Below are 6,894 nucleotides of genomic sequence, written 5' to 3'. Positions count from 1 at the left end.
GGGGGGCCCCCGCGGGGGGGGTGCCGTCCACGCCCCCGGCCTTTTTGTTGGGGGGGGGGGGGGGGGGTTGGGGGGGGGGGGGGGGGGGGCCCCCTGGCCCCCCCCCCCCCACCCGCACTTTTTGCTACCTTGGAAGGACCCCGACGAGACGCGCCGTACCGGGTCCGCAAAGACGACGCACCCCGTGAGATTCCGCGTTTCTCGTTCCGGAGGTGCCGTCATGGCATGGGTTTTGCTGATCGTCGCAGGTCTGCTCGAAGTCGGCTGGTCGATCGGAATGAAGTTCACCGAGGGGTTCACCCGGCTGTGGCCGAGCCTGGGCACCGGTGTCGGCATCGTCCTCAGCATGGTGCTGCTGTCGCAGGCCGCGAAGACGCTGCCGATCGGTACGGCGTACGGCGTGTGGGTCGGTATCGGTGCGGCCGGTGCGGCGGTGCTCGGGATGGTCGTGCTGAACGAGCCGGTCACCGCCGCCCGGATCTTCTTCGTCTGTCTGCTGCTGGTGGCCGTGGTGGGCCTGAAGGCGACCTCGGGGCACTAGCCTCCGGCCCCTCGTTCCCCGGGGCCCCGCCGTCCCGGCCCGCTGAACCTCAGGCTCAGAAGGCCGGGGCGCCGTCAGGCTCAGAAGGGCGGGGGCGCCGTCAGGTTCAGAAGGCCGGGGCGCTGCCGCCCGCCGGGCGGCGGGCGCCGCCCGCGCTGTCGTCGCCGTCGGTCCCTGTGTCGTCCCCGCCGCCGATCAGACCGCCGACCGGGTTGGTGGTGCCGCCGGTGTCGTCGCTGCCGCCGTCGGTCGTGCCGCCGTTGTCCGCGCCGCCGTTGGTGCTGCCGCCGGTGGCGTCGCCGCCCGTGACCGCTCCGCCGTTGTCGCCGCCGGGCGTGTTGCCGCCCGGATCGCCGCCGGTGGCCGTGCCCGGGGTGCCGGTCCGGCCGCCCTGCTGCTGGCCGCCGTCCGGGGCGGGGGTGCCGGTGGTGGCGCTGGGGTTCTCGCCGGGAGTGGTGCCGGGCGGCGAGCGGAGCGGCTCGCGCCGGGTGGGCGGCGGTTCGACCGGTGTTTCGGCGCCCTCCTCCAGTTCCAGTTCGAAGTCCTTGGCCGGCTTGCCCTTCATTGCCGCCGCCGTGTACTGCGCCCAGGTCTGGGCCGGGGCGCCGCCGCCGTTGACGCGTTCCTGGCCGAGTGCGCCGTAGAGCGGGGTCTGGACGGCGGTGTCCGGGTCGGCGCCCATCACGGCGACGACCGTGGCGAGGTCGGGGGTGTAGCCCGCGAACCAGGCCGCCTTGTCCTCCTCGGCGGTGCCGGTCTTGCCTGCCGCGGGGCGGCCCGCCGCCTGGGCCGCGGCGCCGGTGCCTCCCTCGACGACGCTCTGCAGGATGGAGGTGGTGGTGTCGGCGGCGGCGCGTGAGACGACCTGCTTGACCTCCTGTTTCGGCAGTGGGAGGTCGGTGCCGTTCTTGGAGATCTTTTCGACGAGTGAGTACGTGCCGCGCTGGCCGTGGTGGGCGAGGGTCGCGTACGCCTCGGTCATGTCGAGGACGCTCGCGGTGGCGACGCCGAGCGCGATGGAGGGGTACGCGTTGAGTTCGGGGGTCTCCTCGGGGAGGCCGAGCGCGACCGCGGTCTCCTTGACCTTCTTGGGGCCGACGTCGACGGCCATCTGCGCGTACACGGAGTTCACCGACCTGTCGGTGGCGGTGCGGACCGAGATCTGGCCGTAGGAACGGTCGTCCTCGTTCTCGGGGTTGTAGCCGGTGGGCCCGTCGGGGCCCTGGACCATGCGCTTGTTGGTGCCGTCGTAGGCGGTGTTGGGGGTGATGGGGACGCCGGACTGGGTGGTGGAACCGTTCTCGACGGCCGCGGTGAAGACGAACGGCTTGAAGGTGGAGCCGACTTGGAAGTCGCGGCGGGTCGCGTTGGAGACGTACTGCTTGGTGTAGTCGATGCCGCCGTACAGGGCGACGACCTTGCCGGTCGCCGGGTCGATGGAGGCGCCGCCGACACGGACGTTGCGGTCCGCCTTGCGCCTGGCGTCGGTCTTCTTCATGACGTTGTCGTCGACGGACTTCACGAGGGCGTCCTGGCGGGGCTTCTCCAGGGTGGTGGTGATGCGGTAGCCACCGGTGTTGAGGGTCTCCTCGTCGATGACCTTGTTGTCGGTGAGGTAGTCCTCGACGGCCTGCACGATGTAACCGCGCTGTCCGGAGAGACCGGAGGCGGGCTTGGCCTGCTGCGGCTGCGGGAAGACGGTCCGCGCCCGGCCGGCCTGCCCGAGCCAGCCCTCCTTGACCATGCCGTCCAGGACGTAGTTCCAGCGGGCGAGCGCCTTGCCGCGGTTCTCGGGGTGGGTGGCGACGTCGTAGGCGTTGGGGGCGTTGAGCAGCGAGGCGAGGTAGGCGCCCTCGGGGGCGCCGAGTTCCCCGACGTCCTTGCCGTAGTAGGCCTGCGAGGCGGCCTGGATCCCGTACGCGTTGCGGCCGAAGTAGCTGGTGTTGAGGTAGCCCTCAAGGATCGAGTCCTTGGACTCCTCCCGGTTGAGCTTGATGGCGATGAAGAACTCCTTCACCTTGCGCGTGACGGTCTGTTCCTGCGCCAGGTAGTAGTTCTTGACGTACTGCTGGGTGATGGTCGAGCCGGACTGCTTGCCCTTGCCTGTGAGGGTGTTCCAGGCGGCGCGGACCATGGCCTGCGGGTCGACGGCGGGTTCGTTGTAGAAGCCGCGGTCCTCGGCGGCGAGCACCGCGTGCTGGACGTCCTTGGGGACCTGGGCGAGTTTGACGTTCTCCCGGTTGACGTCGCCGTCGCGGGCGAGGGAGCTGCCGTCGGCGTACAGGTAGACGTTGGACTGCGCGGTGGCGGTGTCGTTCGCCTTGGGGATCTTGACCATCATGTAGCCGGTCACGAAGGCGCCGCAGAGCAGGAGGGCGAGCAGCGCGAAGGCGGCGAGCAGCATCCGCCAGGTGGGGATCAGCCGTCGCCAGCCTGTTCGCCTGGGCCGCTTCGGCTTCTTGCCCGGCTTGCCGCCCTTGCCGTTCTGTCCGTTCTCCTTGGCCGCCTGGTGGTTGTCCGGGTTCGAGGCGGAGTTCGGGCCCGGGGCCGGGATGGAGGGGTCCCGGGGGGCCCAGCCCGGCTGCTGCTCTGGCTCGTCACTCATGCCTGTGAAGACTCCTCGGGCGCGGCCAGAGGTTCACACTCCGGCATAACAGTGTCGTATCGGGCGGATTCGCTTGCACTCCCATAAAACACCGCGCCTTACCGCGATTCACACTCGTCCTCGCACTCGGCGAGTAATCGCTCGCGGACGGTGACCCCGTTGGGCTAGGGTCGTGCGCTTTGGTGCCGGAAGCAGCGGTGAGCCAAGTGGCACAACGAGCGAGGGTGCGCGGGAGGTGCGGGTGCGGGGACTGCGGGTGGGTGGGAAGCCGGTGCACGAGGCGCGGGTGCGCTGGCGGTTGTACGGGCTGGTGGCGGCCGGCGGTTTCCGCCGTTACGCGACGTACCGGGCGGCCACGGTGGCGGGCGTGTTCACCAACACCGTCTTCGGGTTCATCCTCGCGTACGCCTACACGGCGCTCTGGGACCAGCGGCCCGGACTCGGCGGCTACGACCTGCCGCAGGCCCTCGCGTACGTCTGGCTGGGCCAAGCGCTGCTGGCCGCCGCGTCGTTGATGGGCGGCGGCTTCGAGGACGAGCTGATGGAACGCATCCGTACGGGCGCGGTCGCGACGGACCTCTACCGTCCCGCGGACCTCCAAATGTGGTGGCTTGCGGGGGACTTGGGGCGCGGCGCGTTCCAGCTGCTGGGCCGCGGAGTGGTCCCGATGGTGGCCGGGGCGCTCGCCTTCGAGGTGGCGCTGCCGCCGTCGGGCTGGGTGTGGGCGGCGTTCCTGGGGTCGGTGGCGCTCGCGCTGGTGGTGAGCTTCGCGCTGCGCTACCTGGTGGCGCTGAGCGCGTTCTGGCTGATGGACGGGGCGGGGGCGGCGCAGCTCTCCTGGCTGGCCGGGATGTTCTTCTCCGGGATGCTGCTGCCGCTCAACCTCTTCCCCGGGGCGCTCGGCGAGGTGGCGCGGGCGCTGCCGTGGTCCTCGCTGCTCCAGGTGCCGGCGGACGTGTACCTGGGCCGGCGGACGGGCTGGGACCTGGTGGCGGCGTACGGCTTCCAGGCCGGCTGGGCGTGCGTACTGCTGCTGTGCGGAAGGCTGTTGCAGTCGGTGGCGACACGGCGGGTGGTGGTGCAGGGTGGCTGACCTCCTGCCGGGGCGGGAACCCACCGCCCGCGAACGGCGCCAGGAGCGGGAGTGGGCGCGGGTGCGGGGTCCTGTGCGCGGCCGGGTGTCGCTGCTGCGGGACGGCCTGCGGGCGTACGGTCTGATCGCGGCGATGTGGATCCGCTCGACGATGGCGTACCGGACGTCCTTCGTGCTCACGACGGCCGGCAGCTTCGTGGGGACGGGCCTCGACTTCGTCGCGGTGCTGCTGATGTTCCAGCACGTGAACAGTCTCGGCGGCTTCTCGCTGGGTGAGGTGGCCTTCCTGTACGGACTGGCGGGTGCCTCCCTCGGCCTCGCCGACCTCGCGATGGGCTCGATGGGGCGGCTCGGCCAGAAGGTGCGCGACGGCACGCTGGACGCGTTGCTGGTACGGCCCGCGCCGGTGCTCGCGCAGGTCGCGGCGGACCGGTTCGCGCTGCGCAGGCTCGGCCGGACGACGCAGGGCCTCGCGGTGCTGGCGTACGCGCTCGTCCAGCTGACCGGCGCGGGAGGGGTGGAGTGGACGCCGCTCAAGGTGCTGATGGTGCCGCTGACGGTGCTGACCGGCGCGGTGATCTTCGCGGCGGTGTTCACGATGGGGGGCGCGTTCCAGTTCTGGGCGCAGGACGCGGCGGAGGTCCAGTCGGCGTTCACCTTCGGGGGCAACGCGCTGCTCCAGTACCCGCCGACGGTGTTCGCGAAGGACCTGGTGCGCGGCGTCACCTTCCTGCTGCCGCTCGCGTTCGTGAACTGGGTTCCGGCGATGTACGTACTCGGCAGGCCGTACCCGCTCGCACTGCCGCAGTGGTGCGCGTTCCTGTCGCCGGCGGTGGCGGTGGGGTTCTGGGCGGTGGCGGGACTGCTGTGGCGGTCGGGGCTGAGGTCGTACCGGAGTACGGGGAGCTGAGGCGGACATGGGTGAGCTGATCGAGCTGACGGACGTCGAGAAGGTCTTCGACGTACGCCGCAAAACGGGCTTCATGCGACGGGAGAAACGGCAGGTCAGAGCCGTCGACGGGATCAGCTTCACGATTTCGCGCGGCGAGATGGTCGGCTACATCGGCCCCAACGGCGCGGGCAAGTCCACCACCATCAAGATGCTGACCGGCATCCTCACCCCGTCCGGCGGCCGGCTGCGCGTCGCCGGTATCGATCCCGCCGGGCAGCGCACCCGGCTGTCCCAGCGCATCGGCGTGGTCTTCGGGCAGCGCACCACTCTCTGGTGGGACCTGCCACTCAAGGACTCCTACCGTCTGATGCACCGCATGTACCGCATCCCCGACGACCGGTTCGCCGCGAACATGGCCCGGTGCGTCGAACTGCTGGACCTGGGCGAGCTGTTGGACGTACCCGTGCGGCAGCTCTCGCTCGGCCAGCGGATGCGCGGGGACATCGCGGCTGCCCTCCTCCACGACCCCGAGGTCCTCTACCTCGACGAACCGACGATCGGCCTGGACGTCGTCTCGAAGTCGAGGGTCCGGGAGTTCCTGCGCGACCTGAACGCCGAGAACGGCACCACCGTCCTGCTCACCACCCACGACCTGACCGACATCGAGCAGCTCTGCAAGCGGGTGATGGTCATCGACCACGGGCGGCTGATGTATGACGGGGCGTTGGCCGGACTGCACGAGGTGGGGGAGAGCGAACGTACGCTCGTGGTGGACCTCGAACACGAAATGCCGCCGGTACGAACCGACTTGGCCAGGGTGGTGAAGGTGGAGGGCCCCCGGCAGTGGCTCGCCTTCCCCGCGTCGATGTCGGCGGCGCCCCTGGTAGCCCAACTGGCCGCCGAATACCCCCTGTTGGACCTGTCGGTGCGCGAGCCGGACATCGAGGCGGTGATCGCGAAAATGTACGCCGGTGGGACGGGCGGGGCAACGGGCGCGCGGCTAGGGTGAGTCGCATGACCAGTGACCTTCCTGAACTCCGGGCGTCGGACGCCGATCGCGAACGGGTGGCCGAGGTGCTGCGCGAGGCCGTGGCCGAGGGCCGCCTCGACATGGAGGAGTTCGACGAGCGGCTGGGCGCCGCGTACTCGTCGCGCACCCAGGGTGAACTCCAGCACCTGGTGAGGGACCTGCCCCTGACGCCGGGCTCGGCGCCGACCGTCCTGCCGGCGCACGCGACCGGCGGGGAGACGGTGAGCTGGGCGGGCCGGGTGGGGGTGCCCGCCACGTCGAAGGGGGCGTTCGCCTTCTGGGGCGGGTTCAGGCGCTGGGGCCAGTGGAGCGTGGCACGCCGGTTCACCGCGTTCGCGATGTGGGGCGGCGGCGAGATCGACCTGCGCGAGGCGCGCTTCGAGGACCGCGAGGTGACGATCCGCTGCATCACGATCATGGGCGGCATCGCGGTCAAGGTCCCGCAGGAGCTGACGGTCCAGGTCACCGGCATCGGCATCATGGGCGACTTCGACGACAAGGCCACGGGCCAGGGCACCCCGGGCTCCCCGGTCGTCAAGGTCACGGGCTTCGCACTGATGGGCGGCGTGGGCGTGGAACGCAAACTCCGCAAGTCCGAGAAGCAACGGCTGAAGGAGGAGCGGAGGAAGGAGCTGGGGTAGGGCCTGTCGTCAAATGACGATCTTGGATAGTGGATCATGGTCGAATGATGCGTCGTCATGAACTGTCCGATGCCGAGTGGGAGTTCGTCCGG

General features: G+C 70.6%; 6 protein-coding genes and 1 riboswitch. Of the genes, 5 read left to right on the top strand and 1 reads right to left on the bottom strand.

Annotation, left to right across the window (positions count from 1 at the left end):
• The first annotated feature begins 122 nt into the window (after nucleotides 1-122).
• Nucleotides 123-182: riboswitch (guanidine-III (ykkC-III) riboswitch) on the top strand.
• Between the two features lie 38 nt (nucleotides 183-220).
• The gene (locus tag ACIQM4_RS32380) at nucleotides 221-541 is read left to right on the top strand and encodes a DMT family transporter (RefSeq protein ID WP_401598824.1); all 321 of its coding nucleotides are present in this window, start codon (nucleotides 221-223) and stop codon (nucleotides 539-541) included.
• Nucleotides 542-647: 106 nt separating this feature from the next.
• Here the strand turns inward: ACIQM4_RS32380 and ACIQM4_RS32375 are convergent, their stop codons facing one another.
• Nucleotides 648-3,146 carry a transglycosylase domain-containing protein gene (locus ACIQM4_RS32375; RefSeq protein ID WP_401598822.1) on the bottom strand — a complete coding sequence of 833 codons (2,499 nt, stop codon included), beginning with the start codon at nucleotides 3,144-3,146 and terminating at the stop codon, nucleotides 648-650.
• 256 nt (nucleotides 3,147-3,402) lie between these two features.
• On the opposite strand from ACIQM4_RS32375, the gene ACIQM4_RS32370 reads away from it, so the two are divergent.
• The 4 genes from ACIQM4_RS32370 to ACIQM4_RS32355 all read left to right on the top strand — a co-directional run bounded on the left by ACIQM4_RS32370 (nucleotide 3,403) and on the right by ACIQM4_RS32355 (nucleotide 6,802).
• Nucleotides 3,403-4,239: an ABC transporter permease gene (locus tag ACIQM4_RS32370; protein WP_401598820.1), complete on the top strand. Its 837-nt coding sequence runs from the start codon at nucleotides 3,403-3,405 to the stop codon at nucleotides 4,237-4,239.
• Nucleotides 4,240-4,300: 61 nt separating this feature from the next.
• Nucleotides 4,301-5,149 (top strand): ABC transporter permease, encoded by an 849-nt coding sequence (locus tag ACIQM4_RS32365; protein ID WP_401598993.1) that lies wholly within the window; start codon nucleotides 4,301-4,303, stop codon nucleotides 5,147-5,149.
• 7 nt (nucleotides 5,150-5,156) lie between these two features.
• Nucleotides 5,157-6,140, top strand: coding sequence for an ATP-binding cassette domain-containing protein (locus ACIQM4_RS32360; protein WP_401598819.1), 984 nt, complete (start codon nucleotides 5,157-5,159; stop codon nucleotides 6,138-6,140).
• A gap of 5 nt (nucleotides 6,141-6,145) precedes the next feature.
• Entirely contained in the window at nucleotides 6,146-6,802 is a 657-nt protein-coding gene (locus ACIQM4_RS32355; RefSeq protein WP_401598818.1) for a DUF1707 domain-containing protein, read from the top strand.
• Nucleotides 6,803-6,894 lie beyond the last annotated feature (92 nt).

The organism is Streptomyces sp. NPDC091272, assembly GCF_044757485.1.
GTDB lineage: Bacteria > Actinomycetota > Actinomycetes > Streptomycetales > Streptomycetaceae > Streptomyces.
This window is presented reverse-complemented; position numbering and strand designations above follow the sequence as displayed.

Excerpts from the sequence above, each read along its gene's own strand:
- ACIQM4_RS32380 (WP_401598824.1), top strand. The coding sequence starts at position 221 with ATGGCATGGGTTTTGCTGATCGTCGCAGGTCTGCTCGAAGTCGGCTGG.
- ACIQM4_RS32360 (WP_401598819.1), top strand. The coding sequence starts at position 5,157 with ATGGGTGAGCTGATCGAGCTGACGGACGTCGAGAAGGTCTTCGACGTA.
- ACIQM4_RS32375 (WP_401598822.1), bottom strand. The coding sequence starts at position 3,146 with ATGAGTGACGAGCCAGAGCAGCAGCCGGGCTGGGCCCCCCGGGACCCC.
- ACIQM4_RS32355 (WP_401598818.1), top strand. The coding sequence starts at position 6,146 with ATGACCAGTGACCTTCCTGAACTCCGGGCGTCGGACGCCGATCGCGAA.